Origin of the sequence: Bordetella ansorpii, from assembly GCF_900078705.1 — a bacterium.
Lineage (GTDB): Bacteria > Pseudomonadota > Gammaproteobacteria > Burkholderiales > Burkholderiaceae_B > Bordetella > Bordetella ansorpii_A.
Genome location: NZ_FKIF01000008.1, coordinates 72,005 through 98,363 on the forward strand (window position 1 = coordinate 72,005; position 26,359 = coordinate 98,363).

Annotated in this window: 28 protein-coding genes; 8 read left to right on the plus strand and 20 right to left on the minus strand. The window is 66.4% G+C overall.

Features of this window, described 5'->3' with window-relative positions:
• Positions 1-11: 11 nt before the first annotated feature.
• The 7 genes from trbJ to A6745_RS20965 are packed head-to-tail and all read right to left on the minus strand — an operon-like array spanning position 12 to position 7,392.
• The gene (gene trbJ / locus A6745_RS20935) at positions 12-749 is read right to left on the minus strand and encodes a P-type conjugative transfer protein TrbJ (RefSeq protein WP_059317845.1); all 738 of its coding nucleotides are present in this window, start codon (positions 747-749) and stop codon (positions 12-14) included.
• Positions 746-3,196, minus strand: coding sequence for a conjugal transfer protein TrbE (gene trbE / locus A6745_RS20940; RefSeq protein WP_066131587.1), 2,451 nt, complete (start codon positions 3,194-3,196; stop codon positions 746-748). Before trbE ends, trbJ begins: the two co-directional genes overlap by 4 nt.
• A 12-nt stretch (positions 3,197-3,208) precedes the next feature.
• A complete protein-coding gene (locus A6745_RS20945; RefSeq protein WP_022995778.1) occupies positions 3,209-3,481 on the minus strand; it encodes a VirB3 family type IV secretion system protein in 273 nt (90 codons plus the stop codon).
• Positions 3,478-3,870: a TrbC/VirB2 family protein gene (locus A6745_RS20950; RefSeq protein WP_066131589.1), complete on the minus strand. Its 393-nt coding sequence runs from the start codon at positions 3,868-3,870 to the stop codon at positions 3,478-3,480. The genes A6745_RS20945 and A6745_RS20950 overlap by 4 nt, the downstream gene beginning before the upstream one ends.
• Positions 3,867-4,934 (minus strand): P-type conjugative transfer ATPase TrbB, encoded by a 1,068-nt coding sequence (gene trbB / locus A6745_RS20955; protein WP_066131592.1) that lies wholly within the window; start codon positions 4,932-4,934, stop codon positions 3,867-3,869. The genes A6745_RS20950 and trbB overlap by 4 nt, the downstream gene beginning before the upstream one ends.
• The gene (locus A6745_RS20960; RefSeq protein WP_066131593.1) at positions 4,931-5,395 is read right to left on the minus strand and encodes a ribbon-helix-helix protein, CopG family; all 465 of its coding nucleotides are present in this window, start codon (positions 5,393-5,395) and stop codon (positions 4,931-4,933) included. The genes trbB and A6745_RS20960 overlap by 4 nt, the downstream gene beginning before the upstream one ends.
• The gene (locus A6745_RS20965; protein ID WP_066131595.1) at positions 5,392-7,392 is read right to left on the minus strand and encodes a conjugal transfer protein TraG; all 2,001 of its coding nucleotides are present in this window, start codon (positions 7,390-7,392) and stop codon (positions 5,392-5,394) included. The genes A6745_RS20960 and A6745_RS20965 overlap by 4 nt, the downstream gene beginning before the upstream one ends.
• A gap of 391 nt (positions 7,393-7,783) precedes the next feature.
• Here A6745_RS20965 and A6745_RS20970 point away from each other — a divergent pair, with 391 nt between their 5' ends.
• The 3 genes from A6745_RS20970 (at position 7,784) to A6745_RS20980 (ending at position 9,763) form a co-directional block, all read left to right on the plus strand.
• Positions 7,784-8,626 carry an AraC family transcriptional regulator gene (locus tag A6745_RS20970; protein WP_066132297.1) on the plus strand — a complete coding sequence of 281 codons (843 nt, stop codon included), beginning with the start codon at positions 7,784-7,786 and terminating at the stop codon, positions 8,624-8,626.
• A gap of 175 nt (positions 8,627-8,801) precedes the next feature.
• Entirely contained in the window at positions 8,802-9,452 is a 651-nt protein-coding gene (locus A6745_RS20975) for an AzlC family ABC transporter permease (protein WP_231886074.1), read from the plus strand.
• Positions 9,449-9,763: an AzlD domain-containing protein gene (locus tag A6745_RS20980; protein ID WP_066131601.1), complete on the plus strand. Its 315-nt coding sequence runs from the start codon at positions 9,449-9,451 to the stop codon at positions 9,761-9,763. The genes A6745_RS20975 and A6745_RS20980 overlap by 4 nt, the downstream gene beginning before the upstream one ends.
• Here A6745_RS20980 and A6745_RS20985 read toward each other — a convergent pair.
• Positions 9,736-10,752 (minus strand): LysR family transcriptional regulator, encoded by a 1,017-nt coding sequence (locus tag A6745_RS20985; protein WP_066131604.1) that lies wholly within the window; start codon positions 10,750-10,752, stop codon positions 9,736-9,738. The two genes, A6745_RS20980 and A6745_RS20985, sit on opposite strands and share 28 nt — an antisense overlap.
• A gap of 102 nt (positions 10,753-10,854) precedes the next feature.
• On the opposite strand from A6745_RS20985, the gene A6745_RS20990 reads away from it, so the two are divergent.
• On the plus strand, positions 10,855-11,808 hold the full coding sequence (locus A6745_RS20990; protein ID WP_066131606.1) for a pyridoxal-phosphate dependent enzyme: 954 nt from the start codon (positions 10,855-10,857) through the stop codon (positions 11,806-11,808).
• Positions 11,805-12,722: a lysine exporter LysO family protein gene (locus A6745_RS20995; protein WP_066131608.1), complete on the plus strand. Its 918-nt coding sequence runs from the start codon at positions 11,805-11,807 to the stop codon at positions 12,720-12,722. Before A6745_RS20990 ends, A6745_RS20995 begins: the two co-directional genes overlap by 4 nt.
• A gap of 22 nt (positions 12,723-12,744) precedes the next feature.
• Here the strand turns inward: A6745_RS20995 and A6745_RS21000 are convergent, their stop codons facing one another.
• Genes A6745_RS21000 through A6745_RS21010 form a run of 3 tightly spaced genes read right to left on the minus strand, consistent with a single transcriptional unit; the run spans position 12,745 to position 15,387 of the window.
• Positions 12,745-13,008 carry an EexN family lipoprotein gene (locus A6745_RS21000; protein WP_066131610.1) on the minus strand — a complete coding sequence of 88 codons (264 nt, stop codon included), beginning with the start codon at positions 13,006-13,008 and terminating at the stop codon, positions 12,745-12,747.
• On the minus strand, positions 13,005-13,949 hold the full coding sequence (locus tag A6745_RS21005) for a LysR family transcriptional regulator (RefSeq protein WP_066131612.1): 945 nt from the start codon (positions 13,947-13,949) through the stop codon (positions 13,005-13,007). The genes A6745_RS21000 and A6745_RS21005 overlap by 4 nt, the downstream gene beginning before the upstream one ends.
• Before the next feature lie 16 nt (positions 13,950-13,965).
• Positions 13,966-15,387, minus strand: coding sequence for an MFS transporter (locus A6745_RS21010; protein ID WP_231886065.1), 1,422 nt, complete (start codon positions 15,385-15,387; stop codon positions 13,966-13,968).
• Between the two features lie 130 nt (positions 15,388-15,517).
• On the opposite strand from A6745_RS21010, the gene A6745_RS21015 reads away from it, so the two are divergent.
• A complete protein-coding gene (locus tag A6745_RS21015; protein WP_054440858.1) occupies positions 15,518-16,318 on the plus strand; it encodes a helix-turn-helix transcriptional regulator in 801 nt (266 codons plus the stop codon).
• A gap of 109 nt (positions 16,319-16,427) precedes the next feature.
• Here A6745_RS21015 and A6745_RS21020 read toward each other — a convergent pair whose 3' ends face one another.
• Both A6745_RS21020 and A6745_RS21025 read right to left on the minus strand, forming a co-directional pair.
• The gene (locus A6745_RS21020) at positions 16,428-17,621 is read right to left on the minus strand and encodes an MFS transporter (RefSeq protein ID WP_066131616.1); all 1,194 of its coding nucleotides are present in this window, start codon (positions 17,619-17,621) and stop codon (positions 16,428-16,430) included.
• A gap of 3 nt (positions 17,622-17,624) precedes the next feature.
• Entirely contained in the window at positions 17,625-18,323 is a 699-nt protein-coding gene (locus A6745_RS21025) for a type 1 glutamine amidotransferase domain-containing protein (protein WP_066131618.1), read from the minus strand.
• Between the two features lie 149 nt (positions 18,324-18,472).
• Between A6745_RS21025 and A6745_RS21030 the strand changes: the two genes are divergently transcribed.
• On the plus strand, positions 18,473-19,384 hold the full coding sequence (locus A6745_RS21030) for a LysR family transcriptional regulator (protein WP_231886066.1): 912 nt from the start codon (positions 18,473-18,475) through the stop codon (positions 19,382-19,384).
• Positions 19,385-19,389: 5 nt separating this feature from the next.
• Here A6745_RS21030 and A6745_RS29100 read toward each other — a convergent pair whose 3' ends face one another.
• Both A6745_RS29100 and A6745_RS21035 read right to left on the minus strand, forming a co-directional pair.
• On the minus strand, positions 19,390-19,728 hold the full coding sequence (locus A6745_RS29100) for an MFS transporter (RefSeq protein WP_197488206.1): 339 nt from the start codon (positions 19,726-19,728) through the stop codon (positions 19,390-19,392).
• Positions 19,710-20,588: an MFS transporter gene (locus A6745_RS21035; RefSeq protein WP_197488207.1), complete on the minus strand. Its 879-nt coding sequence runs from the start codon at positions 20,586-20,588 to the stop codon at positions 19,710-19,712. Before A6745_RS21035 ends, A6745_RS29100 begins: the two co-directional genes overlap by 19 nt.
• A gap of 136 nt (positions 20,589-20,724) precedes the next feature.
• Between A6745_RS21035 and A6745_RS21040 the strand changes: the two genes are divergently transcribed.
• The gene (locus A6745_RS21040; protein WP_066131622.1) at positions 20,725-21,639 is read left to right on the plus strand and encodes a LysR family transcriptional regulator; all 915 of its coding nucleotides are present in this window, start codon (positions 20,725-20,727) and stop codon (positions 21,637-21,639) included.
• 16 nt (positions 21,640-21,655) lie between these two features.
• Here A6745_RS21040 and A6745_RS21045 read toward each other — a convergent pair whose 3' ends face one another.
• From A6745_RS21045 to parA, 5 genes are all read right to left on the minus strand, one after another.
• Entirely contained in the window at positions 21,656-23,638 is a 1,983-nt protein-coding gene (locus A6745_RS21045) for a relaxase/mobilization nuclease and DUF3363 domain-containing protein (protein WP_066131624.1), read from the minus strand.
• A 448-nt stretch (positions 23,639-24,086) separates the two neighbouring features.
• Positions 24,087-24,674 (minus strand): S26 family signal peptidase, encoded by a 588-nt coding sequence (locus tag A6745_RS21050; RefSeq protein WP_066131626.1) that lies wholly within the window; start codon positions 24,672-24,674, stop codon positions 24,087-24,089.
• Positions 24,671-25,228: a DUF2840 domain-containing protein gene (locus tag A6745_RS21055; protein ID WP_066131628.1), complete on the minus strand. Its 558-nt coding sequence runs from the start codon at positions 25,226-25,228 to the stop codon at positions 24,671-24,673. The genes A6745_RS21050 and A6745_RS21055 overlap by 4 nt, the downstream gene beginning before the upstream one ends.
• Positions 25,225-25,512: a chromosome partitioning protein ParB gene (locus A6745_RS21060; protein ID WP_066132300.1), complete on the minus strand. Its 288-nt coding sequence runs from the start codon at positions 25,510-25,512 to the stop codon at positions 25,225-25,227. Before A6745_RS21060 ends, A6745_RS21055 begins: the two co-directional genes overlap by 4 nt.
• Complete coding sequence (gene parA, locus A6745_RS21065) at positions 25,509-26,147, minus strand: ParA family partition ATPase (protein WP_054441655.1); 639 nt, start codon at positions 26,145-26,147, stop codon at positions 25,509-25,511. Before parA ends, A6745_RS21060 begins: the two co-directional genes overlap by 4 nt.
• Between the last annotated feature and the right edge of the window lie 212 nt (positions 26,148-26,359).

The following is a 26,359-nucleotide window of genomic DNA, read 5'->3' on the forward strand; positions in this document are numbered from 1 at the left end:
GCCGCCTCCCGTCAGTTGTTGTAGAAGTTGACGGACTGCGGCGTGTACGGCGTGCCGGTGCCCAGGAAGCGCCGCCGCACTTCGCGGGCGCGCTCCGTGGCCGCCGCCTGCCGCGCCAGTTCCAGCGATGCCGCCCGGTCTTGTGTGATCTGGAGCTGCTGCGCCTGGATGGACTGCTTGGCCTGCAAGGCGAGAAGCTGGTTCGTCGCCTGCATCGCTTGCAGCGCGCCTGTGGCGGATTGGCTCTGGCTGACCAGATCGGCCAGCGCGCTTTCGTCTTGGGTCAGGTTCTGCGACACCTGGGCTTGCATCCGCATCGCGGTGTGCAGGCCGTTAAGCGTGTTTTTCCAACGCTCCTGCGCATCGCGGAACATCTGATCGCCACTGACGGTTGCGGCGTATTGCTCGGGGTACAGACGTGCGAATTCCCGATCCATGTTCGTCACGTCGTAGGCCAGCCCCTGCGCTTCGGCGATCAGGCGCTCGGTGGTGGCGAGCGTCGAGCGCAGCCGGTTGACGATGTTGAAGTCCAGATTCGCCAGATTGCGCGCCTGGTTCATCAGCATCTGGGCTTCGTTCTGTAGCTGGTTGATCTGGTTGTTGATCTGCTCCAGCGTGCGGATGGCGGTCAGCGTGTTCTGCACCAAGTTGACGGGATCAACGAAGGTGAGGGCCGCCGCCGGCTGGGCGAGCATCAGCGAGCCGGCCAGCGCGGCGGCGAGCGAAACGGAAAGCACACGGGTCTTCATGGCAGGTTCTCCTGTCGTGGTTGGGAAAGGAAAGAAGCCGCCGCCGGCGAGGACGGCAGCAGGTCGGCGGCCCAATCGAGGCCGCGATGGCGCAGCCACGCACCGGCGAAGCCGGGAGCGCCGGCCTGCGTCAGCACGCGGTCTATGTCGCGTTGGTCTTGCGGTGTGGATGCGCCCGCGAAGGCGAGCGCGGCCGGCCCCAGGTCGAGGTCGAACAGGCGATTGCCGAGGCGCGATTGGTAGTAGTAGTCGCGCTTGGGCTGCGCGGTGGCGACGATTTCGATTTGCCGGCTGTTGAGACCGAAGCCCTCATAGATCGTGCGAATCTGCGGCTCGGTCGCCTGTGGGTTAGGGAGAAAAATCCGGCTCGCGCAGCTTTCGATGACCGCCGGTGCGATGGATGACTCTTTGACGTCTGCGAGCGACTGCGTATCGAAAACGACGGAAACCTGCTTTTTTCGCAAGGTCTTGAGCCATTGCCGAAGCCGGGCCGCGAATATGGGATCGTCCAGAAAGACCCATGCCTCCCCGAGAAAAAGCATCGTTGGCGAGCCATCGAATCGTTCTTCCAGGCGGGCAAAGAGGTAGTTCAGAACAGCCAGCACGGCGGCCTTGCTGTGCATGAGCTCTTCCATCTCGAAGCACTGCACATCCGCGCTACCCAGCCGGTCGTGGTCTGCATCCAGCAACTTGCCGTGCGCGCCACCGAGCACATAGGGCGCGAGCGCCTGGCGCAGCACGTTCGATTGCAGCAAGACGGACAGGCCGGTCAGCGTGCGCTGCTCCACGGGCGCACCGGCGAGGCTTCCCAGCGCCGACCAGATGGCCGCCTTCTCGTCTGGGCCGACGGTCACACCTTCGTGCAGCAAGCGCCCTTCGATCCATTCGGCGGCCCAGGTGCGGTAGCCCTCTCGGTCGATGCGGGCGAGAGGCTGAAAGGCAATCTCGCCATCCGCACTGAGGTCGTAGTGCTCGCCACCCAGGCCCAAGGTGGCCGCGCGTATGGATCGCCCCACGTCAAAGACAAAGACGCGCGAGCCGCTATAGCGGCGGAACTGCATGGCCATCATGGCGACCAAGACCGACTTGCCCATGCCGGTCGGGCCGACGATCATCGTGTGCCCCACGTCGCCGATGTGCGTCACCAGCCGGAACGGCGTCGCGCCATCGGTGCGCGTGACGATCAGCGGCGGGCCGTCCAGATGCTTGTTGCGCCCGGGGCCGGCCCACACCGCCGAGACTGGCATCATGTGCGCGAGGTTCAGCGTCGAGACGATGGGCTGGCGCACGTTGGCATAGGCGTTGCCGGGAATGGACGACAACCAGGCATCGACTGCATTGAGCGTTTCGGGGATGGTCACGAAGCCCCGGCCCTGAATCACGCGCTCCACCTTGCGCAGCTTCTCGTCGGCTACGGCCGGATCGGCATCGAGCACTGTCACCGTGGCGGTGAGGTAGCCGAAGGACACCTGATCGCTGCCCAGCTCCTGCAAGGCGGCATCGGCGTCGGCCGCCTTATTGCTGGCATCCGTATCGACCAGCGGGCTTTCCTGCTGAAAGATCGTTTCGCGCAGTAGCGCGATGACGTTCTTGCGCTTGGCGAACCACTGGCGGCGCAGGCGTCCGAGTTCCTTTTCCGCCTCGGCTTTGTCGAGGCAGAGGAACCGGGTACTCCAGCGATAGGCAAAGCCCAGGCGGTTGAGGTCGTCCAGCAAGCCCGGCCAGGTGGAAGTCGGGAAACCGCGCACCGACACCACGCGCAGGTGCTGGTCGCCCAGCATGGGCGCGAGGCCCCCGACCAGGGCGGAATCGGCTAGCAGCGCGTCGAGGTGGAAAGGCACTTCGGGCACGGCCAGCCGGTAGCGCCGCGTCGAAACCGTGGCGTGCAGGTAGGTCAGCGTCTGCGCGTCATCCAGCCAGGCGATTTCCGGCATCACGCCATCGAGCAGGTCGAACACCCGATCCGTTTCCGCTACGAAGGCATCCAGCCGACCGCGCCAGTCCACACCGTCGCCCGGCGCGTGCTCGTAGAGCAGCTTGGCCGCACGAGCGCGGGATTCCTCCGGTGGCAGGTAGGCCAGCGTCAGGTGATAGGCGCTCTCGAAGTGGTTGCCCGATTCCTCGAAGGCGGCGCGGCGTTCCTCGTCCACCAGCCAGGACAGTGGTTCGGGAAACTCCGAGTGCGGATAGTCTGCGGCCGGTCGGCGCTCGGCCTCGATGAACAGCGCCCAGCCCGAGTCCAGCCGGCGCAGCGCGTTGTTCAGCCGCGCCGTGGTGGCGATCAGCTCGCCCTGCGTGGCACTGTCCAGATCCGGCCCACGAAAGCGCGCCGTGCGCTGAAACGAACCATCCTTGTTCAGCACCACGCCTGGCGCGATCAGCCCGGCCCAGGGTAGCCAGTCGGCCAGCAAGGCGGGCCGCTGGCGGTATTCTGCAAGGTTCAGCATGTCGGCGTCCCCCTACACGTCCAGCAGCGGCTTGTGCTTGATGTGGCGGGCGAAGACCTGCATGAACTGCGGATCGACGCGCGCGCCCCACACGGCCAGCGAGTGACCCACGATCCAGAGCACGACACCGGGAATCCAGAGTTGCAGGCCCAGCCCGACGGCGGCTGCCAGCGTGCCGTTGGCGATCGCCACGGTGCGCGGTGCGCCGCCCATCAAGAGCGGTTCGGTCAGCGAACGATGCAGCGGCACCTCGAAGCCGGCCGCGAAGCTGTCCGCGCCGCTCATACGACGGCCCCGCCGGAGAAGCTGAAGAACGACAGGAAGAAGCTCGAAGCCGCGAACGCGATGGATAGGCCGAACACGATCTGGATCAGCTTGCGAAAGCCCCCCGACGTGTCGCCGAAGGCGAGCGCGAGGCCCGTGGCGATGATGATGATGACCGCGACGATGCGGGCCACCGGCCCTTGAATCGACTCCAGAATGGATTGCAGCGGCCCTTCCCACGGCATCGAGGAACCGGCGGCCTGTGCAGTTCCGGCGATGAACAGCAGCAGCGCGGCCAGCAGCAGCCCTCGCCCCGCAGGGCGGGCCAGGCTGCGCAGTCGTGCCAGGCTGGACAGGTGGGGAAGCGGATTTACGGAAAAGCGGAAAGCAGGAACGTGCATCTGCGTCATGGCAGTTCTCCAGGTTGGTCAAGGGACGGGGAAGGCGCAGCGGCATTGGCTGCAAGAGGAACCGGCGTCAGCTCGGGAAACGGCGTTTCCAGTGCATCCGCCAGGCGGTAGCCCACACCGTCGAAACCGACGACGCGAGCGATGCTTTCGACGCGGCGCTTGCGGCCTCGTCCGGCGATGTGGATGACGACGTTGACCGCCTCGGCGATCAGCGCACGCGGCGGGTTCACCGCCACTTCGAGAATCAGTTGCTCCAGGCGCAGCAGCGCGCCCAGCGCGGAACCGGCATGGATGGTGGCGATGCCGCCGGGATGGCCGGTGCCCCACACCTTCACCAAGTCCAGGGCTTCGCCGCCGCGCACTTCGCCGACGATCACGCGGTCGGGCCGAAGGCGCATCGTGGCCCGCACCAACTCGGTCATGGACACGACGCCGGCGCGGGTGCGCAGCGGCACATGGTCGCGGGCTGCGCATTGCAGCTCGATGGTGTCTTCGAGCACCAGCACGCGGTCGCCGGTGGCGGCAATTTCCGCAAGCAAGGCATTGGCGAGCGTGGTCTTGCCGCTGCTCGTTGCCCCGGCGATCAGGATGTTTTGGCGCTCGCGCACGGCGCGGCGCAGGAACTCGGCCTGCCCGGTGGTCAGGATGCCGTCGGCCACATAGCGATCCAGGCCGATGATGCTCACGGCGCGCTTGCGCAGCGCGAAGGCCGGGCCGGGTGCGGCCGGGGGCAGGATGCCCTCGAACCGCTCGCCGGTTTCGGGCAACTCGGCGGTCAGCAGCGGTCGGCCGCGATGCACCTCCGCGCCGACGTGCGCGGCCACCAGGCGGATGATGCGCTCGCCATCGTCTTCGGACAGTTCCACGCCCAGCGGCGTGCGGCCCGACGACAACCGATCCACCCATAAGGTGCGGTCGGGGTTGAGCATGATTTCCACCACGTCCGGGTCGGCCAGCGCAGCGGCGATGACCGGCCCCATAGCCGTGCGCAGCATCTGGATGCGGCGATCCAGCGAAGCTGCGGTGGAAGATCGTTCGGGTGGGGTTTGCGGAACGGCGCTCATGAGGCACGCTCCTGCGCTTCGGCCAGTGCTGCCGCGTCATCCATTCGCGCCGGGTCGGGGTGCAGTTCTTCCACCACGTCACGCACCAGGCTTCGGCCTCGCAGCAAGTGACGGCCCAGTTGTTCGACGAACTGCTCGAAGCGCGCCTTGCCCTGGGCGCGGGCCGCGTCCTGATGGGCTTCGGGAACCGGCGTGCTGACGGTCAGGAAGTAGCGGATGAACAGCGCCAGCGTTTCGATCTGGATGTTCTGGTCGCGCTCCAGGCGTTCGGTCTGCCGCGACAGGCGGTCCAGCCGCTTGGCGATGGCGGCCTCGCGCTGGTCGCCGGCATCGGGCGACAGCCACGATGCGAGCGCCGCCGCGACAATGGACGACTTGGACACGCCTTTCTTGGCGGCCAATTCTTCTAGGCGCTTGGCGTGCTCAGGCTGGATGAACAGGTTGAGGCGGTATTGGCTCATAAGTCGATTCCGTCGTTGGGGTCGAGGGAAGCCAGCCGGGCCGTGCGCTGCATGGCCGGGTCGAGCTGGCCGGGAAGCGGCAGCGGCAGGTCGTCGTCATCGAGCAGCGCCAGGTCGTTGCCTGCGGGCTGCGGCTCGGGGCTGTATTCGGCGACTTCGGATAGCTCAGGCTGGCGGCGCGGGCCGCCGTCATCGGCGGTGCCTGCGCCATCGCTGGACAGGCTCGCAGCCGGGGCCGCTGGTACAGCGGGGATCGCCAGGCCGCTCCAGTCGTCGGGCCGGGCCGGTGGCGCGTCGGCGTACTGCTCGGCCGCGAGCGCAGGCGGCGGCAAAACGCGGCTCTTGAAGTTGGCGTCGGCGTAGTAGCGCAGCTTCTTGGCCTTGATCGGTGCCACGCTGGACACCATCACCACGGCTTCGTCGGTCGGAAGCTGCATCACTTCACCGGGCGTCAGCAGCGGGCGGGCCGTCTCCTGGCGCGACACCATGAGGTGCCCCAGCCACGGGGCCAATCTGTGCCCGGCATAGTTGCGCTGGGCGCGCAGTTCGGTGGCGGTGCCCAGCGTTTCCGAAACCCGTTTGGCCGTGCGTTCGTCGTTCGTCGAAAACGTCACGCGGACGTGGCAGTTGTCGAGGATGGAGTGGTTCTGGCCGTAGGCTTTGTCGATCTGGTTGAGCGACTGCGCGATGAGGAAGCTGCGGATGCCGTAGCCGGCCATGAAGGCCAGCGCCGTCTCGAAGAAGTCGAGCCGGCCCAGCGCCGGGAACTCGTCCAGCATCAGTAGCAGCTTGTGGCGACGCTCGATGCCGTCGCTGCCATCGAGCGATTCGGTGAGCCGCCGGCCGATCTGGTTGAGGATCAGGCGGATGAGCGGTTTGGTGCGGGAAATGTCCGAGGGCGGCACCACCAAATAGAGGGACACCGGATGCTCGGATGCGATCAGGTCGGCGATGCGCCAGTCGCAACGCGAGGTGACTTCGGCCACCGTGGGGTCGCGGTACAGGCCAAGGAACGACATGGCGGTGCTCAACACGCCCGAACGCTCGTTGTCCGATTTGTTGAGCACTTCGCGGGCGGCGGACGCGACAACCGGGTGCGGTGCATCGCCCAGGTGCTTCGTCGTCATCATCCGGTGCAAGGTCAGCTCGAACGGGCTGGCCGGGTCGGACAGGAAGTTGGCGACGCCGCGCAGCGTCTTGTCCTCGCCGGCATAGAGCACATGCAGGATGGCCCCGACCAGCAGCGCGTGCGAAGTCTTCTCCCAATGGTTGCGCTTCTCCAGCGCGCCCTCGGGGTCAACGAGAATGTCCGCGATGTTCTGCACATCGCGCACCTCATGCGCGCCGCGCCGGACTTCGAGCAGCGGGTTGTAGGCCGCTGACTTCGCATCGGTCGGGTTGAACAGCAGGCAGTGGCTGAACCGGCTGCGCCAGCCTGCGGTGATCTGCCAGTTCTCGCCCTTGATGTCATGGATGACGGCCGAAGCCGGCCAGGACAACAATGTCGGGACGACCAAGCCGACACCCTTGCCCGAGCGAGTGGGCGCGAAGGTCAGGACGTGTTCCGGGCCTTCATGGCGCAGATACTCGTTGCGATACTTGCCGAGGAAGACGCCGGCCGGCTGCGTCAGCCCGGCTTTGCGGATGTCATCCGCTTCGGCCCAGCGCGCCGAACCGTAGGTCGTGACCATGCGCGATTGCCGCGAGCGCCACACCGACATGGCGATGGCCACCACCACGGCCAGCAGGCCGCTGCCGCCCGCGATGGCCCCGCCGATGTCGAAGACCTGGGGCGCGTAGGCATCGAAGAAGAACCACCACTCGAACAGCCGCCAGGGGTGATAGACCGGCGTGCCGAAGAAATCGAACCACGGCGAGCCAAGGCGTACTTGATAGCCCAGGGCGGCGGCTGTCCATTGCGTTGCACTCCATACGCCGGCGATCACGATGCCGAAGACGGCGGCGATCTGCCCAAACAGCACGCCCTGAGCTTGCATTGACTGGCCTCCGATGTTCCTGCGCTTTTCCTCGTTCCGAAGCGGCACAAGGACGTGCCGCATAGCGCGAGGATCAGTGCCGGGTCAGTGCCGGTCAAAGACTGTTATCGGAAGCAAGATGATGAAAAAAGCAACGATTCGTGAACCGTCGTACCTGAGTAAATCGCCGCGAGTAAGGGCGCCTTGTGGGACGCGACGGGAACATTGGCGGCGAAATTTCCATCCGATCAGCCCGATGGGGATTGCTGGAAACCAAGCAACGTCCACGCGAGGTTGAAATCCCGCAAGCCGGATAGTTGCCTTATGCTGACGGCAAAGTGGTTGCAATTAGGTATTGCGGTGCCGTGTGGAGCGCAATTTCGTACAAAGAACAATGAAGGCGGATACGGCCATGACAGACAAGGCCAAGACAGGGGAGCGCACCCGATACCAGCGCCTCGACATGCTCGGCGGGCTGGACATGCTGGAAGCGCGCTACCACCAGCAGCGGTTCTCCCGGCATGTCCACGAGACGTTCTGCATCGGCGTCATCGAGGAAGGTGCCCAACGCTTCTATCGCTCCGGTGCGGAGCACGTGGCACCGAAGGGCGACATCATCCTGGTCAATGCCGACGACGTGCATACCGGCAGCTCGGAAATGGAAGGTGGCTGGGCCTATCGGGCGATCTATCCCCATCCCGACCTGTTCTTTGCGATCTCCAGGGACATGCAGAGCGCGGCGGGGACAATCCCCTGGTTTCCTGATGCGGTGCTGCACGACCCCGGCCTGGCGCAGCAACTGCGCATGACGTTCGACCTGCTTGCCCGTCCGGGGGACACGCTGCTCAAGGAAACACTACTGCTGTCGTCGCTGACCTGGCTGCGGCTGCGCCACGGCAAGACGCGCCGCCCGCCACGAGCCTTACCCTGCGCGACGACGCAGATCGCCAATGTCAGGCAGCGGATGGACAGCAGCCCCGAGCATGACTTCTCCCTGGTCGAGCTGGCGGACATGGCCGGACTTAGCCCGTGGCACTTCTTGCGGCAGTTCAAGGCGGTGGCCGGCATTCCGCCGCACGTCTATATCGTCCAGGCGCGACTGCGCAAGGCCAAGGACATGCTGCTGCACGGCAGTCCCATCGCGGCGGTTTCGATGGCGTGCGGCTTCACCGACCAAAGCCATTTCAGCCGCCATTTCAAGAAGTCGCTGGGCGTGACGCCCGGCGAGTTCGTGCGCGGGATTTCACGCCAGTAGGCTCGGCCTCGATACGGCAAGATCGTTCAAGACGCCATCGCCGCGCGCCACTAAAGTCCTCGGTCACTTTGTTTCAGACCTGACCAGGCAGACGATGGACGATTCGGCCGCACCGCATACACCGCCCCTGCGCGCATCGCAGCGAAGGCAACAATTTCTCGAAGGCGCCGTGGAGATGCTGCCGCTGTGCCTGGCCGTGGTGCCCTGGGGCCTGTTGGCCGGCTCGATGGCCATCCAGTCCGGCCTGAGCGTGTGGCAGAGCGTCGGCATGTCCGCCATCGTCTTCGCCGGCGCCGCGCAACTGGTGACGCTGGGTTTGCTGGTGTCGGGTGCCAATGTCCAGACGATCGTGATCTCGGTGTTCCTGATTACGTCCCAGCACTTCATCTATGCCCTATCGCTGCGCGGCTTCGTCTCCCGCCTGCAAGCGCGTTACCGGCTGCCGATCGGCTTCCTGCTGACTGATGAACTGTTCGCCCTGAGCAGCACCAAAGACAGCAAGCGTGGGCTATCCGTCAGCTACCTGCTGGGCGCGGGCCTGACCTTCTACGTCGGCTGGGTGGCGTTCAGCCTCGCGGGCATCGTCATGGCAGCGTCCATTCCCGATCTGGATCGCTACCACCTCGATTTTTCCATCATCGCCACCTTCGCCACCATCGTCGTGCCGATGGTCAAGGACAAGAGCACATTGTCGGGCATCGCCGTGTCGCTGCTGCTGTCCATGCTGCTTGCCTACGGCCATGTCGAGGGCGGCATCGTGATCGCGGGGCTGTGTGGCATGGCGTTCTCCGTCGCGATGGCCCGGATGACGCAGGTGCGGCCATGAGCTGGACGCTGCTACTGGCACTGGCCGCCATCGTGTTCGCCAATCGCTACGTGTTCCTTGAACCGCGGCTGCCCGTGCGAATTCCGAAGCTGCTGCATGACGCCCTGAAATACTCGGCCCCATGCCTGCTGACGGCCATTTGCGGCCCCATCATCCTGATGGAGAACGGCGTGCTCCGCTCGTTTCCCGACAACCCCTACCTGTGGGGCAGCTTGTGCGCGGTCGTCATCGCCTTCTTCGTCAGGCAAATGATCGTTGCGGTGCTGGCGAGCTTGCTGGTGTTCTACGCGCTGGTTTTCGTGTTCGGCTGATCGGAGCTTTTGGCATTGGGCCATGACATGCCGGACTCCGGGTTTTCGTAGGGGACTGCCGGTTTGGCGAGTGTTGGCTCGCATCCCAGCCGCTCGGCCAGAAAGGCAATCAGCACCTTCAGCTTGGGCTGCAAATGACGGGTCGGTGGATACAGCAGCCAAGCCTGGCCGCTGTAATGCGTCTTGAACGTCCATTCCGGCAGCACCTGGACGATCAAGCCCTGCTGCAAGGCGTACCGAGCCGTGAAGTACGGCAGGCTGCCGATGCCGATGTGGTGCAGCACGGCATCGAGCCGCACCCCGGTGTGGTTGGCCGCGTAGCGCCCCTGCACCTGCACACTGACCGGCTTTCCCTCGCGCACGAACTTCCAGCGCGAATCGCCCGGTTCCTCGCCCAAGTAGATGCAGCTATGGCCTTTCAGGTCGTGCGGGTGCGCGGGCGTGCCATGCTCGGCCAGATAGCGCGGCGTGGCGCACAACATATGGTCGATCGGCAGCAAGGGCCGCCCCATCAGGCCCCGCGGTGGCTGGTCGGTGATGCGGATCGCCAAGTCGATCTGTTCGTCGATCAGGTCAAGGTGCCGGTCGTCCAGGCGGATCTGCACATCCACCTTGGGGTAGCGGGCCAGGAACGCAGGCATGTGCGGATGCACCACAAAGCGGCCCACCGCCTTGGGCACGCTCAAGCGCACCAGGCCGTGCGGCTCGTCGTCGTGGCGGCCTGCGCCGGCCAGTACCGCCTGCGCCGCCTGCACCATCTCCAGGCAATGCGCGTGCGCCTCTCGGCCGCTTTCGCTCAGGCGCAGCTTGCGCGTGGTGCGCTGGAGCAGGCGCGTACCCAGCGCCTTCTCCAGCCGGGCCACGGCGCGGCTGGTGGCAGAGGGCGTGCTGCCAAGCTGGCGCGCCGCCTCCGAGAAACTGCCCGTTTCCACCACCTTGGCGAACACCGCCATGTCTTCCATCAACGCCAGCTCTTTATTTGTGCTCATAGCGCAAATATTCTTTGAATAAGAAATGGATTATCGCATTCATGATTATTTCGTACACTGAAAACCACGCTTCCATTTCCCGTTTTTCCGTCCCGGTTCCCCATGCCTTTGCACCTCGAAACCCCCTTGATCGAATCCGATCCGCTGAGCCTGGCTGCCCGGCGGCGCGTCTGGCTCAAGCTCGATAACTTGCAGCCGCCTGGCTCGTTCAAGATTCGCGGTATCGGGCTGGCCTGCGAGGCGCACGCGCGCGCTGGCAAGCGCCGCTTCGTGTCCTCATCGGGTGGCAATGCAGGCATTGCCGTGGCCTATGCGGGGCGTCGCCTGTCCATTCCTGTCGTCGTGGTCGTGCCGGAAACCACCACTGAGCGCGCCCGTGCGCTGATTCAGGCGCAAGGCGCGCAACTGGTCGTGCATGGCGCGGCCTGGCACGAAGCCAATGCGATGGCGCAATCCATGCTGGGCGAAGACGATGCCTTCCTGCATCCCTTCGACGATCCGCTGCTCTGGCAAGGGCATGCCACCTTGATCGACGAAGTGGCCGCCGCCGCTATCAAGCCCGATGCCGTCGTGCTGTCGGTGGGCGGTGGCGGCCTGTTCTGCGGCGTGGTCGAAGGCTTGCGGCGCAACGGCTGGCAGGATGTGCCCGTCATCGCGGCCGAAACGGACGGGGCCGATGCGCTGGCACGCTCGCTGGCGACGGGGGATCGCATCGCGTTGGATGCCATCACCAGCATCGCCACGTCGCTGGGCGCGCGCCAGGTGTGCGAACAGGCGTTCGCGCTGGCCCGCCAGCATCCCGTGCGCCCCGTGGTTGTCAGTGACCAGGCTGCCGTGCAGGCATGCGAGCGGTTTCTCGACGACCACCGGCTACTGGTGGAGCCTGCGTGCGGCGCCAGCCTGGCCGTGGCCTACGGCCAAGCCAGCGCACTGGCGGATTTCGAGAACGTGCTGGTGGTGGTGTGTGGCGGCGTGACGGCCACCGCCGAACAGCTACGCCGGTGGCGCGGCACATTCGACACGATGGAAGCGGCGCGGGAAGACGCGCGCCGATGACGATCCTTGCCTCTCTTGCCCCTATTCTGGGCGCGCTGATGGTCGGCTGGATCGCCGGTCGCGTCATTCCCCAGTCCTGGCGGGCCGGGTCGATCCGGCTTATCGGCCCGCTGGTCTGGCTGCTGCTGTTCCTGATCGGGATGGAGTTTGGCGAGGTGGTTTCCTCGGCGCAGACGTTGGGGGCCGCGCTTTACAAGGCCGGCGTGTTTGCCTTGCTCACGACGCTCATCCCATGCCTGCTGATCGGCGCCTTGCTGCGACGAAACAGGCGCAAGGCCATGCCTGTCGCAAAGGGCGAGAGAATCGCCCAGCTCTGGCAGCCCCTGAAGGAATGCGCCATCGCGTTGCTCATGGTGGCGCTGGGCGGACTGTCGTTCGTGCTGATGCACAAGGCCGGCGCGGAATCCATTCCGCTGCCATTGAGCTGGTCGTTCCTGTTGCTGCTGATCGCGCTGGTCGGTATCGACCTCGCGCAATTGCGGCTGGATGCCAGTTGGCGGTCGCCATACGCCCTGGCAATCCCGCTGCTGGTCGTGGCGGGGTCGTTGCTGGGTGCCTGTGGCGCAGCCTGGCTCACGGGCGAAGCCTTGAGCGTGTCATTGGCCCTGTCTTCCGGCTTCGGCTGGTTCACCCTCTCCAGCGTCATGATCGGCAACGTACTTGGCCAGGACTATGGAACGGTGGCGCTGATGACCGATCTTCTGCGCGAGCTGCTGGCCATCGCCATCCTCTACCTGATGGGAACGCGCCATCCGTTTGCCGCAGTCGGCAGCGCCGGCGCCACGGCGCTGGATTCCACGCTGCCTATCGTCAAGCAAGCCTGCGCCACGGAGATCGTTCCCCTGGCGCTCGTCAGCGGATTCGTACTGACCGTTCTGGCCCCGGTGCTCATGGCGTCATTCCTGGCGCGATGAAGCATTGCACAGCGCAGAGCATTCAGAATTTCGGCGGTGTTTCCGATGGCGTGTAGGGTGTCTTGCCATCGCCATAGAACCGCTTGCGCGTGGCCTCGGCCACACGGTTGCAGAGCACGTCTCCCAGCGTCGCGCGGTCGGTCTTGCATTGCTGGCGCAGTTCCTTCAGCCGCGCTGGATCGGCGGCCAATTCGTCCACGGTCGGCACGTTGGCCGGCTTGGGCGTCTCGGATTGGCCGCAGGCCGTGAGCGCGGCGATCAACAGCAATGGGGCAATGCGTTTCATGGCGGGTTGTCCTCCTGGGGATCAGGTTCAGGTGGCGGCGCGGGCCTCGCGCCTTCAGGCAGGTCGATGGCCTGCACCCGTTCGATGAAGCGGGCGAGCGTTTCCGAAGGCTCGCCTTCCGGGCGCAGCAGGTAGGTCGTCAGCAGGGGCGAGCGCCCAGCCAGGGGCCGGGCCACCACACCAGATTCCTGGCTTGCCGCGATATGTGGCGCACCGGCCAGGCCCAGGGCGAAGCCGGCTGATACGACCACCATCATCAGCTCGAACGAGGCGACGCGCTCGGCGATCAGGGGTTCCCGGTCGGCATGGCGCAGCAACCGATCGACCTGGCGCGCATGGCCCTCGCAGGCCATCGGGTCGCACAACACCAGTGGAAATTGCAGCACTTCATCCAGTGGAATCCGCTTGTGCTTGAGCAAATGATGGCGCGCCGGCACTGCCACCATCAGCGGATCGTTCCAGACCGCTTCGGCGGCGATACCGTCGCCCACTTCGTCCGACTGTGCAAAGCCCACGTCGTACAGATCGTCTTGCAGCCCTTTGATCTGCTGTGCCAGCGGTACTTGGAACAACCGAATATCGACCTCGGGTTCCTCCTGTCGGCAAAGCGCGAGCAAGGCCGGCAGGCGTGACGGCGTGATGCCATCGGACAGTGCAATGCGCAACTGTCCGTGGAAACCATTGGCTGCCGCCTTCACGCTGTCGCGTGCCTGCTGCAAGGCAGAGAACACGCGCGGCACATGCTCCAGAAACAGCTTACCCGCTCGCGTCAGGCGCGTGCTGCGGCTGGTGCGGACGAACAACTGTTCGCCCAGGTCTTCTTCCAGTTCCTTGATGGTGCGCGACAGCGGCGACTGCTCCATGTGTAGCTTCTCCGCCGCGCGTGCGAAGTGGAGTTCTTCGGCAACGGCCAGGAAGCAACGAAGATGCCGGAGTTCCATCGCGCACCTTCCCCTGTCAGCCTGCCGACCGTTGTGTTCTTGCCAGCATCAGCAACAGGATGCAGATCAGCAGAGCGGCACCGAGGTTGTAGAGCATTCCCACGACGAAGGCGGAAGCGTATTGGCCTGCTTGCGCCGCTGCGCCATCGCCTGCGGCCAGCGCCGCACCGAACAGGATGCCGACCACGGCCACGCCCAGCGCGGCGCCGACCTGCTGCACGGTCGAGATCACGCCCGAAGCCATGCCAGCCTGCGCTTCATCGACAAAGCCCAGCACCAGGTTCAGCAGCGGCGTCATGATGAAGCCTTGGCCGGCACCGACCACGACCAGAACGGGGATCAGCCGCATGGGCACCAGTTCCGCGCCCGCGGCTTGCACCTGGGCGATCAGCAGGCCGATCGAAGCGGCATAGACCAGCGCCCCGCTGACGATGGCGGCGGCTCCCCAGCGGGCAACCAGCCGAGGCGCCGCTAGCGATGCCGCGACGAAGCCCACACTGCACGGTGCGAAGATGCTGCCCGCCACGAAGGGATCGAGGCCCAGCCCCGTCTGCACCAGCAGCGCGAAGCACAAGAAGAACGAACTGGATGTGGAATAGACCAGCAGCACCAGCACCGCGCCCAGCGCGAAACGGCGCTGCGCCAGCAGGCGCATGTCCACCAGCGGCAAACCACCGGCAATCCGCCGCTGCTCCTGCTGCCGGTAGAACAGCATGAGCAGCGCCGTCGCCACGCCCAGCGACCCCAGGCTCCAGGCCGGCCAGCCTTGGCCCGGCCCCTCGATCAGCGGCACCAGCAGCAACGCCAGCCCGGCGCTGACCAGTGCCACGCCCGTCCAGTCCAGGGCCGGGCGCTGCGGCGCGCGCGACTCGGGAATGCACCGTGCGGCGGCGATGGCGAACAGCCCGATGGGCACGTTGATGAGGAAGATGCTGCGCCAGCCCAGCCCAAACAGGTCGGCATGAACCAGCCAGCCGCCCAGCACCTGCCCGGCGATCGCGGCCAGGCCCAGCGTCATGCCCAGCAGGCCGAAGGCACGGCGGCTGTCGTCGCCGTCGAAGTTGACGCGGATGGACGCATAGACCTGCGGGAACAGCAAGGCGGCCGTCAACCCCTGCAACACCCTGGCACTGATCAGGAACCCGGCATTGGGCGCCAGCCCGCACAAGGCCGAGGCCACGGTGAAGCCCGCCATGCCGACGACGAACAGCCGGCGACGGCCGAACAGGTCGCCCAGCCGCCCGCCGGTAATCAGCAGCACACCAAAGGCCAGCTCGTAGCCGGCCACGATGAAACCGATCTGCGCGAAGCTCGCGCCCAGCCCGGCCTGCATGCTGGGGATGGCGACATTGACCACGAACAGGTCGAAGATCGTGACGAAACCGGCCAGCAGCAGCACGGACAAACCGAGCCACGGCGGGCCACTGACGGCGCGCATGGGCGGCGTCGAAAGGCAGGGATTTGAGTTCATCTTGCGTATCCAGGGTAAAGACGCGATCATTCTCAAATCCTTTTTAAGCAATTACAATTTAACTGTTTATGCTATTACTAAAAACAATGAGGTAGCGATGCGAACCCTGGAACGAACGCGCTCCGATCTGGCGGCTTTCCTGCGCGCGCACCGCGAACGCCTGTCGCCGGCCGACGTAGGGTTGCCCAGCGGTGGCCGCCGCCGCACGCCAGGACTGCGGCGCGAGGAAGTCGCCGCGCTCGCTGGTGTCGGCTTGACCTGGTACACATGGCTGGAACAGGGGCGCGATATTGGTGTTTCGGCCACCTTTCTGGACAACCTGGCGCGAGTGCTGAAACTGGATGCCGCCGAGCGGCGGCACCTGTTCCTGCTGGCGCACGAGAGGCCACCGGCCGAGCCGGGAAAAACATGGTGCGTGCTGCCGCCGCTGGTGCGGCGCTTGATGCACGACCTGCCGCACCCGGCCTTCGTGCTCAACCTGCGCTGGGACGTGCTGGGCTTCAATGCGCCTGCCGATCAGATTTTCGGCTTCGGCGCGCACGCGCCCGAGCGGCGCAATCTGCTCTGGCTGCTGTTCACCGATCCCGCCCTGCACGAGCGCGTGGACGCCTGGGAAGAACAAGCTCCGCTGATGCTGTCCAGCTTCCGACGCGACTTTGCCCGCGCCACGCAGGAAGCGGACATTCACGAACTGGTGGACGAACTGGAACGGGTTTCGCCCGAGTTCAAGACATGGTGGCGGCAGCACGACGTTCATGCGGCCTGCAATGGCGTTCGCAAGCTGCTGATCGACGGCAAGCCCGAGCCGTTCGAGCACACCTCGCTGACCGTCGATGAAGACCGGCACCTGCGGCTGGTGGTTTATGCGCGCCAGGAGACTGCCGCGCATAGCCCGTAGTCGGAACCGTGACGACTGCTCGATGTGCAACGCTTCGGGGATGCGGGCGAAGTGCGGTTCTTCAACCACGACCAGAAAAGAGCGTAGATGCCGAAGCGCCATGCTGCACCTACCCTTGAAGCCCTGCGCCGACGAAAGCCGGACGCCGCATCTGCCACACCATCCAGACGATCCCCAGGCCCACGGCAACGGCACCGACCCACGCCGTGCTGGTCAGCCCCATAGCTTCCAGACTGGCGCCGCCCAGCAGGGAACCCAGCGCGATGCCGCCATTGAAGCCGGCGATGTTCAGCCCGGCCGCCACTGCCGGCGCCTGCGGCGCATGCAGGTGCGACAAGCCGATCACCCGTGCCTGCAAAGCCGGCACCGCCGCATAGGTCAGCGCCCCCAGCAGGCCGGTCAGCAGCACCATCAGCGGCAGGGACGGCGCGCAGGCCCATATCGCCAGCAACACCACGGCCAGACCGACCAGCACCGTCATCACGGCCGTGTCGGCGCCCTTGCGGTCGGTCAGCCGTCCGCCCCACACGTTGCCGATGGCCGCCATCACGCCATAGCCCAGCATCAGCAGGCTGGCCGTGCTTGCGCTGGTCTTCGTCACCTGCAACAGCAGCGGCGAGATATAGGTGTAGAGCGAGAACGATCCGGCATAGGCCAACACGGTGATGCCGGCGCCGGCCAGCAGGCGTGGATTGAACATGGCTTTGAGCCCATCCATCGCATCGGCCTGCGCCGAGGGATCGGCGCGATCGGTCGGCATCAAGGCCAGCAGCCCCAGGAAGCCGATCGCGCCACTGGCGGCCACGGCCATGAAGATGACCTGCCAGCTCAACACGCTGCCCAGGTAGGTGCCGAGCGGCACGCCCAGCGCCAGCGCCAGCGTCAGGCCGCCGAACACCACGGCCACCGCCGCGCCGGCCCGATGCCGGCCCGCCAGTTGGGTGGCGACGCTGGACGCCACGGCCAGGAACACGCCATGCCCCAGCCCCGAGGCGAAGCGGGCCACCAGCATCGGCGTCAGTGCATCGGACAGGCTGACCACCGCGTTGCCCAGTGTGAACAGCGCCATCGCCACCAGCAGCAGGCGCTTGCGCGGCCAGCGCGTGGCCAGTGCGGTCAGGCCCGGCGCGCCGATCACCGCGCCCAGCGCGTAGGCCGTGACCGCCGTGCCGACTTGGCTGACGCTGGCATGCAGGTCGGTGGAAATGGTGGACACCAGCCCGATGGTGACGAACTCGGTGAAGCCCAGGGCGAACGCGCAGAGCGCGAACACGTAGATGACGAAGGGCATGCGCTCGTTCATGGTTCAGTCCCGTCCTGCCGATGCCAGCAGCGGCAGCATCGCTTCGGCCACGCCCTTGGCCGAGGCCGGGTTCTGGCCCGTTACCAGCCGTTCGCTCACCACCACCTGCGCCTGGAAGTTAGGCGCGGGCACGTGGCGGGCACCTCGTTCCTGCAAGGCATCGGCCAGCAGGAACGGCACGGTGTCGTACAGGCCGACCGCGCGTTCCTCGTCGTTGGTGAAGGCTGACACGTCCTTGCCATCGACCAGATGGCGGCCATCGGACAGCTTGAGGTTCACCAGCCCGGCCGGGCCGTGGCACACCGCTGCAACGATGCCGCCACGCTCATAGATGCGGACGGCAATCGCGGCCAGCTCGGTGCTGTCGGGGAAGTCCCACATCGTCGCGTGGCCGCCGGCATAGAAGATCGCGGCATAGGCGTCGGCATCAACCTGGGACGGTGCCAGTGTGGTTTCGGTGGCGCCGCGCAGGGTTGCATCGTTCCAGAACGCGGCATTGACCGGATCGTCCAGGTCGAGGCCGTCAACATGCGTCTTGCCGCCCTTGGGGCTGACGAAATCCACGGCGTAGCCGGCATCGGCGAGTACCCGGTGCGGATGCGTGACCTCGGAGAGATAGAAGCCGCTGGGCGCCGCGTCGGCGGCGTCAAACGGCCCCTTGCGGTCGTGGCTGGTGAGGACGAAAAGAATGCGCTGGCTCATCGAGAACTCCTGTCGGGCTGCGCTGCGGGGCGCACCTCCAAAGGGAGCATGGCGACGGCAGCATGGGGGACAAAGAGTGTCAGTCTCGCGGATTCGGTATATCCTTTAAATGACCAAAATAGACAAACACTTTCCACGAAATGACCCAAATGGCTCTGCGCAACCTCGATGACCTGGCGGTGTTCGTGCACGTGGTGGAGCGCCAGAGCTTTTCCGCCGCCGCACGCGACCTGCACCTCGCGCCCAAGACGGTCAGCAAGCAGATCGCCCGGCTGGAACAGGCGCTGGGCACCACGCTGTTCGAGCGCAACACCCGCAACCTGCGCATCACCGGCGAAGGCCGAGCCATCGCCGAGCGCGCACGGGTCGCGCTCGGCGTGCTGGAAGAAGTGCAGGAACTGGCGAGCGGCGCCAGCCAGGAACTGAGCGGCACCATTCGCCTGACCGCGCCCACGCCGTTCGGCCGCAAGTTCGTGGCACCGGCGATCCACGATTTCTGCCGCGTGCATCCCAGGGTCGGCTTCGACCTGCGCCTGTCCGATCAGGTGCAGGATCTGTATAGCGGCGACCTGGACATGGCGATCCGCATGGGCGAGCTGGCCGATTCGCGTTTGGTGGCGCGGCGCGTGGCCGACAACCGGCGCATCCTGGCGGCATCTCCCGCCTACCTGAAAGCGCATGGACAACCCGCGCAGCCGGAAGAACTGGAGCGGCACAACTGCCTGGTGTTCGCCTATCCGGGCCTGCTGCAAAACACCTGGCCGCTGCGCAAGGGCCGCCGGGAGAAGCCTGTCGCGGTCAGCGGCACGCTGTGCAGCGACAGCGGCGACGTGCTGCATGCGTGGTGCCTGGCCGGACTGGGCATCTCGCTGCGCGAGACCTGGGACATTCACGAGGAGCTGCGCGACGGGCGGCTGGTGCGTGTGTTGCCGGACTGGGAAGCCACGCCCTCCAAGATCAGCATCGTGCGGGCGCGACGCGAACCCGTGCCGCGCCGGCTGACGGCGTTCAGCGATTTCCTGCTGGAACGCTGGCAACAAGCGCCGTGGGATGCGGCCTGACATGTTCAATGCCCTTGGGCGCCGTCGGCCACCACCGCTACGGCCGCTACCTGCCGCCTGTCCAGCCAGCCGCTCCACACCGTCAGCAGCTGGCCGATGCCCACCATGATCGCGCCGACCCACGGCGTCGCACCCAGCCCCAACCGGGACTCCGCCACCAACCCGCCGATGACAGCGCCAAGCGCAATGCCGGCATTCGCCGCCGACACGTTGAGGGTGGAAGCGATGTCCACGTTGCCAGGCCGATGGCGCTGGGCAAGCTGCACGACGTACAGTGCCAGCCCCGGCACGTTGCAGAACATCAGCGCGCCGAGCACGCCCAGCGTCAGGATCGAGCCGAGCATTGACGACGCGGTGAAGGTGAGATCAGCAGCACCGCCGCCTGCGCGCCGAGCATCAGCACCAGTGCCGGCACGACCTTCTTGTCGGATACCCGCCCGCCGAGGAAATTACCGACGATCACCGAGACCCCGTAGAGGGCCAGCATCCACGCCACGCCGTTCGGGCCGAAGCCGGTGATGTCGGCCAAGATGCTGGGCAGATAGGCGAAGGCGACGAAGGTGCCGCCCCAGGCGCAGAAGTTCATGCCGAACGCGATCAGCAGGCGTCCACTGCCCAGCACCTTGACCTGCTCGATGAGGCTGCCGGCCGGCGCGATGTCGATCTTGCGCGGCAAGGTGGCCGCCATCGCCAGCAGCGACACCAGACCGATGGCCGCCACGAACCAGTAGGCCATCGGCCAACCCAGGCGCTGGCCGATGACGGTCGCAATTGGCACACCAGCGGCGACCGCGATCGTCAGACCGCCGAACACGATCGCCACCGCCGACGCGCGCCGGTCTTCCGCCACGAAACTCGCGGCGATCGCTGCTCCGACGCCGAAGAAGATGCCATGCGGCAAGGCCGACAGGATGCGCGCGACGATGAGGAACTCATAGCTCGCGCTCAACGCCGCAGCCGCATTGGCCAGGACGAACAAGGCCATGACCGCCAGCATCAGCGTCTTGCGCGACAGGTTTCCCGTCAGCGCCGCGAGGATCGGCGACCCGAAGCTGACGCCCAGCGCATAGCCGCTGACGACCAGCCCGGCGCGCGCCAGGTTGACGCCGAAATCGCCGGCGATCTGCGGCAGCACGCCGACGCTCGCGTATTCGGTGGTGCCGATGGCGAAGCCACCGACCATCATGGACAGCAAGGCGGGCAAGGTGCCGCGCTGGGTGGAAACGGCCATCAAGCACTCCGGAATAGATGAATTGGATCGAGCCTTCCGAAGCGTAGGAGTAACAGCTATGATGAAATAGATGCTTTAGTTCAATTCACCATTGAAATGGATTCCTTGAATGTCTCGGCAGAACATCAACCGCGCCTTCGAGATGGAAGTGTTCATCGCGGTGGTCACCGCCGAAGGCTTCACCGCAGCCGCCGAACCGCTGGGCATGACGGCCTCGGCCGTCAGCAAGCTCATCAATCGGCTGGAAACACGCCTGGGAACGAAGCTGCTGCATCGCACCACGCGCAAGCTGCAACTCACGCCCGAAGGCAGTGCCTTCCATGAACGCTGCCTGCGCATCCTCGACGACATCGACTGCGCCGAGCACGAGGCCGCACAGGTGGGATCACCGCGTGGGCGCGTGCGGATCAACAGCCATGTGGCCTTCGGCGTCCACTACCTGCTGCCGCGTCTGGCGGAATTTCTGCAACGCTTCCCGGACGTTCAACTGGATGTGACGCTGAGCGACATCGTGGTCGATTTGCTGGACGATCGAAGCGACGTGGCCATCCGCACCGGGCCGCTGCCGGATTCGCGCCTGACCCAGCGCCGGCTCGGCGCCAGCGGCCTGGTGGTGGTCGCCTCGCCGGACTACCTGCGCCGCGCCGGCACTCCCGAACGGCCCGAAGACCTGCACCGGCACCGGCGCCTGGGCTTCAACTACGCCCGGCATGTGGATGCCTGGCCCTTCATCGACGGGGATGGCATGCACATCGCCATCGCACCGTCGGGCGACCTGCGCCTGGGCGATGGCGAAAGCATGCGCCAACTGGCACTGGCCGGCGTTGGCGTGGCCCGGCTGGCGCGTTACCACGTCGGAGCCGATCTTGCCGCTGGCAGGCTGGTGCCCTTGCTGGAGAATCACGACTGCGGCGCCGTGGAAGATATCCATGCGGTGTTCGTCGGCCCCGGCCGCCATGTACCGGCCAGGGTCAGGGTGCTGCTCGATTTCCTGGCCGAACGGGTCGCGCAGGACTTGGCTTGAAGCTCGGGCGCGATGACTATCCGATGGTAGGCCCGCGCTGCCTCCCAATCTCCCACGACACACCACCGCCGCGCACTGTCGCGGCGATCTGCTGCCCCAGCCGCTGTTCGATCACCGGACGCCACGGCACAAGTGAGAAGCCCATGCCGTCATCGAGCATGGCGTAACGCCCGCTGGCGAGCATGACGCTGCGCCGGTAGATGCCCGCCACGCGCTGACCGTCCCCTACGGGTCGATGCTCCAGGCCGGTGTCGGCGGCAATGTCCTTGGCGGCCTGCGCCAGTTCCCGGTTGCGCAGCGTTCCCAGCAGATTGCGGGCGAGGATCACACGCTGCCCACGCCGCTCGGCAAGCCCCTGTTCGGCCAGGAAGTCGGCGCGCTGCTGCATCGCCTGCTTGGCCTCGCCACCAAAGCCCAGCTCGCCCAGCCCCTTGCCGCCGCCGATCAGTTGCTGATCCAGCCAGGTCGCGCCGATCACGCGGGCCTGCCGCTCAATCGGCAGATGCGATTTCAGTTCCACCGCCACGCCGCCCAGCCGCTGAGCGTCGTACTGTCGGCCACGCTCGGCCAGGTCGTCCGGCACCTTCCATAGGCCATCGGCCGCGCGCTCCACGATGCCGGCCCGGCGCAGGGCTTCCAGCCGGCGGACGTGGACGGCGACAACCTCCTGCGGGTCGCGGCCGGGCTTGGCTCGGCCCTGTTCGATCGCCAGGTGATGATCGGTGCGGTACAGGCCATCGCTCGCCAGCGCGGCGATGTTCTTGTCGGCGGCGCGCACCTCGGCGGAACCGCGTACCTCCACCACCGCGCCGGTGGGATAGTTCGCCAGTTCGTCGCGGGCGTTCAACGCGACGTAGTGGGCCTTGCCGTCCACGCCGTCGATGACCAGATAGCCGCGGTCGTGCAGCTCGTCGGCAAGCCCTTTGGCGGCAACACGGCCGACGATGGTACGGCCGTCGTCGCCCGGCTCGAACACCGCCAGTTCGCGCGGCTGGCCGCTCATGGCGCGCTGCATCGTGCGGATGATGTCGCCACGCTCGCCCAGGGCGCGCAAGGTCTTCTCCGCGTCCGCATGGACGGCCCAGGTGCCGGGCTGCGTCTCGTCGGCCAGGCCCAGGCGCTGCAAGCGTTGCAGGCGGCCAATCAGCAGCAGGCGCTGGCGTTGCAGTCGAGGTTCGTTGAAGCGTTCGGTCTGCACCCGGCCGTCCTCGCCGGCCTCGCGCTGCAACGTGCGGTCGAGGCTCGTCCACCGCTGTTGCTCCACCTCGCGCTGCAAGGTCTGCTGGATCTCCAGTTCGGTGCGCGGCCCCAGCCATTCGGTCGCCAGTTCGGCGGCACGATGGCGGAACCCGTGGGCGATGTAGTCGCCCGCAATGATGAGGTCTTTGCCGGTGTCGTCGCGCCCGCGCACGATCAGGTGCGTGTGCGGGTTGTCGGTGTTCCAGTGATCGACCGCGACCCAATCGAGCCGGGTTCCCAGGTCGGCTTCCATGCGGTTCACCAGATGCCGGGTATAGGTGCGCAAGTCGTCCAGTTCCGCGCCGTCTTCGGGCGAGACGATGAAGCGGAAATGGTGCCGGTCGTCGGCGCAGCGTTCCTTGAAAGCGTCCAGGTCGGCTTCGTCCGTCTGCGCCCCATAGGCCCGTCCCGGTTCGCCATCCCGGCCCGCGCCGTCGCGCTCGATGTAGCGCAGATGCTTGGCGAGCGATTGCGGGCTGGCATTGCGCTGATTGACCAGCAGGGTCTTGATGGTCACGCGCCGCGACATGGGCGTCAGCTTCGCCCCGGCGAAACGCGCCGCCGTATGGCCGCGCCCCAGGCGCGAGCCGGGCCGCTGGCCGGTGCCGGCCGCCCCAGGACTGCGCACCGCTGACTTGCCGCTGCTGGCTTTGCCGGCCTGCTTGAGCACCCTGGAAACGAAGCTCTGCCCCTGGCCCTTGCCCCGGTTCTTCGGGGCGCTGGGGCGCACCCGGAAATCGTCGTCGCGGCGGTCGGTCATGGCTGCGCTCCTTGCAAGCTCTGGCGTGTCCTGTCGTGCGAAGCACGCGGACATGCCTGCATTGGCGCGACCCTCGCGCCGAAAGCGGCACGGCGGCGAAGCCGCTCCGTGCCGCTTTCCCCCCATGTGCAGACTGGCTTTGCGGTCGGCAAGGTGCCGAACCCTTTTGTCTTGCCTTCCGCCTTCGCTCCTCGCTCTCGCTCCGGGCGTCGGCGGCCCGGCGGCGCTGTGCTGCTTGCAGCCAGCGCGCCGGTGAACCCGCCAATGGCCGCAGGCCGGGCGCATTCGAGGCAAGACGCCTGCACGTGGGGCGGCTGCGCCGGAGGCAGTGCGAAGTGCGGTGCGAATGCACCCGCACTGCACGCACGGCGACATGGCGACGGCCAGCAGAACGACACGCTCGATGACACCACGAGATGCACGGCAACGTGCAGCGAATTGGCGGCCATCATGGGCGTGCCTTCAGCCAGACCGGATGCGCGACGCCGATCACGGCGGATGCGCTGACCGGGCCGAAATACCGGCTGTCGAAAGACGCCGGATTGGTCACGCTCAACAGGAATAGCTCGCCCGGTTCGAGGCGCCGGCAAAGCTGCAAGGATGGCAGCGGCCGGCCCAGCCGGTCGGCAGGCAGCACGGCGGCCGAAGGCACGCCGTCGATGCGTATCTGACCAGCGACGATGCAAACGTGTTGCGGTGCGACTGCGCCCACACGTTTGAGCAGCGGAACGCGCGTCGGCAGGTAGCCGCGCTGCGCAGCCAGTGCGGCGGCCTCGGCTGGCAGCGGCACCAGCACGATGCTGTCCACGGACAACGGACGTGACAGCGAGGCGGTGCGCGGGTCGAACGGCTCGATGCGATACCAGCCGACCGCCACGCTGTCGGATGGGTTGTACGTCAGGCGAGGCAGCGGCGACACGAGAGCCGCCCAGGCCAGCGCAGCGAGGCCGCAGGCGGTCAGGCCCGCCAGCACGATGCGAGCGCGCAGGCGCGAGCGAGGACGTGGCGCGGGGCCGGTCGTAGAAATGCTGGTCATGGGAATGTCCTTCCGGCCAGCCAAGCGGCGTGCCGTTCGATGCTGTATTCGGGCAGCGGCAGGCGCGCCGCTAGCCGGTTGCCCAGCGTGCGCCAGTACGCAGGCGAGACGGCAGACGGGGCGATGCCCAGCGCCTCGATGGCGTCGATGCGTTCCAGCACGGCGCGCACGCTGGCGTCACCCTCGGCGTGCAGCAGCAGGCGCGCACCGGGCCGCACGCCGGGGATGCGCTGCAAGGCATCCAGCGGCGTGGCGGCTTGCATCACCATCAACTGCCAGCGGATCGTGCCGTAGTCATTGGCCTGCCAGCGGATGCGGCAGAACATCGCGCCTGGCAGGAACTTCGCACAGCGCCGCCAGCGGTCGAGCCGAAGCGTGCGCGCCGGTTCGCCGAAGCGCAGGTAGAGCTTGAATCGCGGTTCGATGTAGGCCAGCGATACGCGCGTCAGCGGCACGTTGCCGGCCTGGCCGGCGAATACCGCGAGCGACGGCGCAGCCGCAGGCGATGCGGCAGCCGTGGCCGTGTTCGCGGCGGGTGCAGCGGATGCGTTCATAGCGTGTTCTCCGTGCGGTTCTCGGGAAATTCCCGCTCTAGCAAAGCGCGCAGCAGTTCGGCCACCGTCACGCCCCGCGTGAAGGCCGACACCTTGATGCGCGCCCGCATGGCGGGCGTCACGTCGAGCGTCAGGCGGGCTGTGTAGAGGTCGCCCTTGTTGAGCGCATCGGCGTCGCCCTGGCGAATCCATGCCTCGGCATGCGGATTCGCGGGCGGACGTGCGCCGATACCGACGCGCTTGGCCGTGCGTTTGCTGTTCTGTGGTGGTGGCTTCGCTGTCATGTCGGCCACCGCAACAGTTCATCGACCAGCGCCGTGATTTCGCGCGCCGCAGCGCTGTCCGGTGCCGTCTCGCGGGCCAGCCGGCCAGCGGCCACGCTGTCGGCGAAGACGATGCGCTGGCGAACCTCGGCGCGTAGCGCCGGCAGCGGCTGCTCGGCCAGCGATTGCCGCGCCTCCCTGCCAATGATCGTCGTGCTGATGCGCCGGTTGATGACGAAGGCTGCGCGCAGCGCAGGCCGGAACACCTGCGCCTCGCGGATCAGCGCCACCATCTCGGCGCTGGCCCACACGTCATAGGGGCTGGGCTGCACCGGGATCAGAACACGCTCGGCCGCCAGGAGCGCAGAGCGCGCCAAGGCGGCAATCCTGGGTGGCCCATCAATGACGACGTGATCGGCCCGCCTGGCAAGTTCTGGCGCTTCCTGATGCAGCGTTTCGCGGGCCAGGCCCACGGTGCTGAACAGCCGTGGCAAGCCTTGCTGGCTTCTGCGCTGCGTCCAATCCAGTGATGAGCCCTGCGGATCGGCATCGAACAGGACAACATGCTGGCCGCGCAGCGCCAATTCGCCCGCGATGTGGGTGGCGAGCGTGGTCTTACCGACACCGCCTTTCTGGTTGAGCAGAGCGAGAATCATGGTGCGGCCCTCCGTGTTGGAAAGCCGGTCTTTCGCTTCTGCATTTCGTGCCGTTTGGTGGTTGTCCACCGAAACGGCGCTTCTCTACTAAAAGTTAGAGAATTTAAGTTAGGAATGTTAGAGGGCGGCAAAACCCAATGGTGGCAAGGGTTTGCGGCCGATTTTGTTGCCTGATAGCACGAGGATTTGTTGCCTGATAGCACGAGCCTCCT

Excerpts from the sequence above, each read along its gene's own strand:
- trbJ (WP_059317845.1), bottom strand. The coding sequence starts at position 749 with ATGAAGACCCGTGTGCTTTCCGTTTCGCTCGCCGCCGCGCTGGCCGGC.
- trbE (WP_066131587.1), bottom strand. The coding sequence starts at position 3,196 with ATGCTGAACCTTGCAGAATACCGCCAGCGGCCCGCCTTGCTGGCCGAC.
- A6745_RS20945 (WP_022995778.1), bottom strand. The coding sequence starts at position 3,481 with ATGAGCGGCGCGGACAGCTTCGCGGCCGGCTTCGAGGTGCCGCTGCAT.
- A6745_RS20950 (WP_066131589.1), bottom strand. The coding sequence starts at position 3,870 with ATGACGCAGATGCACGTTCCTGCTTTCCGCTTTTCCGTAAATCCGCTT.
- trbB (WP_066131592.1), bottom strand. The coding sequence starts at position 4,934 with ATGAGCGCCGTTCCGCAAACCCCACCCGAACGATCTTCCACCGCAGCT.
- A6745_RS20960 (WP_066131593.1), bottom strand. The coding sequence starts at position 5,395 with ATGAGCCAATACCGCCTCAACCTGTTCATCCAGCCTGAGCACGCCAAG.
- A6745_RS20965 (WP_066131595.1), bottom strand. The coding sequence starts at position 7,392 with ATGCAAGCTCAGGGCGTGCTGTTTGGGCAGATCGCCGCCGTCTTCGGC.
- A6745_RS20970 (WP_066132297.1), top strand. The coding sequence starts at position 7,784 with ATGACAGACAAGGCCAAGACAGGGGAGCGCACCCGATACCAGCGCCTC.
- A6745_RS20975 (WP_231886074.1), top strand. The coding sequence starts at position 8,802 with ATGCTGCCGCTGTGCCTGGCCGTGGTGCCCTGGGGCCTGTTGGCCGGC.
- A6745_RS20980 (WP_066131601.1), top strand. The coding sequence starts at position 9,449 with ATGAGCTGGACGCTGCTACTGGCACTGGCCGCCATCGTGTTCGCCAAT.
- A6745_RS20985 (WP_066131604.1), bottom strand. The coding sequence starts at position 10,752 with ATGAGCACAAATAAAGAGCTGGCGTTGATGGAAGACATGGCGGTGTTC.
- A6745_RS20990 (WP_066131606.1), top strand. The coding sequence starts at position 10,855 with ATGCCTTTGCACCTCGAAACCCCCTTGATCGAATCCGATCCGCTGAGC.
- A6745_RS20995 (WP_066131608.1), top strand. The coding sequence starts at position 11,805 with ATGACGATCCTTGCCTCTCTTGCCCCTATTCTGGGCGCGCTGATGGTC.
- A6745_RS21000 (WP_066131610.1), bottom strand. The coding sequence starts at position 13,008 with ATGAAACGCATTGCCCCATTGCTGTTGATCGCCGCGCTCACGGCCTGC.
- A6745_RS21005 (WP_066131612.1), bottom strand. The coding sequence starts at position 13,949 with ATGGAACTCCGGCATCTTCGTTGCTTCCTGGCCGTTGCCGAAGAACTC.
- A6745_RS21010 (WP_231886065.1), bottom strand. The coding sequence starts at position 15,387 with ATGCGCGCCGTCAGTGGCCCGCCGTGGCTCGGTTTGTCCGTGCTGCTG.
- A6745_RS21015 (WP_054440858.1), top strand. The coding sequence starts at position 15,518 with ATGCGAACCCTGGAACGAACGCGCTCCGATCTGGCGGCTTTCCTGCGC.
- A6745_RS21020 (WP_066131616.1), bottom strand. The coding sequence starts at position 17,621 with ATGAACGAGCGCATGCCCTTCGTCATCTACGTGTTCGCGCTCTGCGCG.
- A6745_RS21025 (WP_066131618.1), bottom strand. The coding sequence starts at position 18,323 with ATGAGCCAGCGCATTCTTTTCGTCCTCACCAGCCACGACCGCAAGGGG.
- A6745_RS21030 (WP_231886066.1), top strand. The coding sequence starts at position 18,473 with ATGGCTCTGCGCAACCTCGATGACCTGGCGGTGTTCGTGCACGTGGTG.
- A6745_RS29100 (WP_197488206.1), bottom strand. The coding sequence starts at position 19,728 with ATGCTCGGCTCGATCCTGACGCTGGGCGTGCTCGGCGCGCTGATGTTC.
- A6745_RS21040 (WP_066131622.1), top strand. The coding sequence starts at position 20,725 with ATGTCTCGGCAGAACATCAACCGCGCCTTCGAGATGGAAGTGTTCATC.
- A6745_RS21045 (WP_066131624.1), bottom strand. The coding sequence starts at position 23,638 with ATGACCGACCGCCGCGACGACGATTTCCGGGTGCGCCCCAGCGCCCCG.
- A6745_RS21050 (WP_066131626.1), bottom strand. The coding sequence starts at position 24,674 with ATGACCAGCATTTCTACGACCGGCCCCGCGCCACGTCCTCGCTCGCGC.
- A6745_RS21055 (WP_066131628.1), bottom strand. The coding sequence starts at position 25,228 with ATGAACGCATCCGCTGCACCCGCCGCGAACACGGCCACGGCTGCCGCA.
- A6745_RS21060 (WP_066132300.1), bottom strand. The coding sequence starts at position 25,512 with ATGACAGCGAAGCCACCACCACAGAACAGCAAACGCACGGCCAAGCGC.
- parA (WP_054441655.1), bottom strand. The coding sequence starts at position 26,147 with ATGATTCTCGCTCTGCTCAACCAGAAAGGCGGTGTCGGTAAGACCACG.